A 1,178-nucleotide genomic window follows, 5' to 3' on the forward strand; every position below is an offset into this window, starting at 1 on the left:
CTAGTGTCTCGTGATCCTGTTTGTGTCAGTTCGCATTGTTGTTGACGAGTTTCTTCACGTTGGTCTGGACGAGTCGGACCTTGGCGAGAACCTCGTCGGCGGTCGCGGTCCAGGTGAAGGGTTTTGCCTCCTCATTCCAGGAGCGGATGTAGTCGCGGATCTGCTTGATCAGGACGTTGACGCTGGAGAACGTGCCGCGGCGGATCGACTGCCGGGTCAGGATGCCGAACCAGATCTCGATCTGGTTCAACCAGGAGGAGCCGACGGGGGTGAAGTGGAAGCGGACATGCGGGTTCTTCGACAGCCACGCCCTCACCTCTGGTGTGGTGTGCGTGGAGAGGTTGTCCAAGACGACATGGATCTCCTTGCCCGCATGCGGTTTGACAGCCTTCTTCAAAAAGGCGAGGAAGTTCTTCGCGTTCCGGTTCGGCTTGCACTCGCCGATGACTTCCCCGGTGCCGACGTCGAGGGCCGCGAACAAGTTGGTCGTGCCATGCCGCACATAGTCGTGGGTGCGCTTCTCAGTGGCCGCGAAGGTGACGGGCAGCACCGGCTGAGTCCGGTCCAGTGCCTGTACCTGCGTCTTCTCATCGATCGACAGCACCACCGCGCCGCCCGGCGGGTCGAGGTAGAGGCCGATCACGTCGGCGACCTTCTCCGCGAACGCCGGATCCTTGGAAATCTTGAAGGTGCCGCTGCGGTGCGGCTTGAGATTCTCCTCACGCCAGATCCTCGCGACGTAGTGCCAGGACACCGAAATCCCCTCCCGACGCTTCAAGTACGCCGCCAACGTCCGCGTCGACCAGTGCGACAGACCCGAATCGGCCGGCGGCGACATTCGCGTCAACGCGATCACCCGCCCGCGTGTCTGCGGCGGCACCTGATCACGCGGACCGCCCCGACGCTTCTCCTCCAGACCGGCCAGACCCCGCTCGGCGTAACGGGCCTTGCAACGATCGACTGTCACCAGCGCCACCCCGGCGAGTTCGGCAATGTCCTTGCGCCGCCGCCCCTCCGCGGACCACAACACGATCCGTGCCCGAAGCGCGACATCAGCCGGAACATCACGCGAGCTCGCCAACTCCCGTAGATCGGCCATCTGTTCAGAGGAGAGATCCATACCAGACTCAACGAGCAGAGAAGCGTAAGGTTCCACGAACAGGATCACGAGACACTAG

The 1,178-nt window shown here is 62.6% G+C and carries 1 protein-coding gene; it reads right to left on the bottom strand.

The window, feature by feature from the left end:
* Positions 1 to 25: 25 nt before the first annotated feature.
* Positions 26 to 1,120, bottom strand: a complete 1,095-nt coding sequence (locus ACTWQJ_RS51600; protein ID WP_443313237.1) for an IS630 family transposase — start codon at positions 1,118 to 1,120, stop codon at positions 26 to 28.
* Positions 1,121 to 1,178 lie beyond the last annotated feature (58 nt).

It is taken from the genome of Streptomyces sp. KR55 (assembly GCF_052245645.1).
Classification (GTDB): domain Bacteria; phylum Actinomycetota; class Actinomycetes; order Streptomycetales; family Streptomycetaceae; genus Streptomyces; species Streptomyces flavusporus.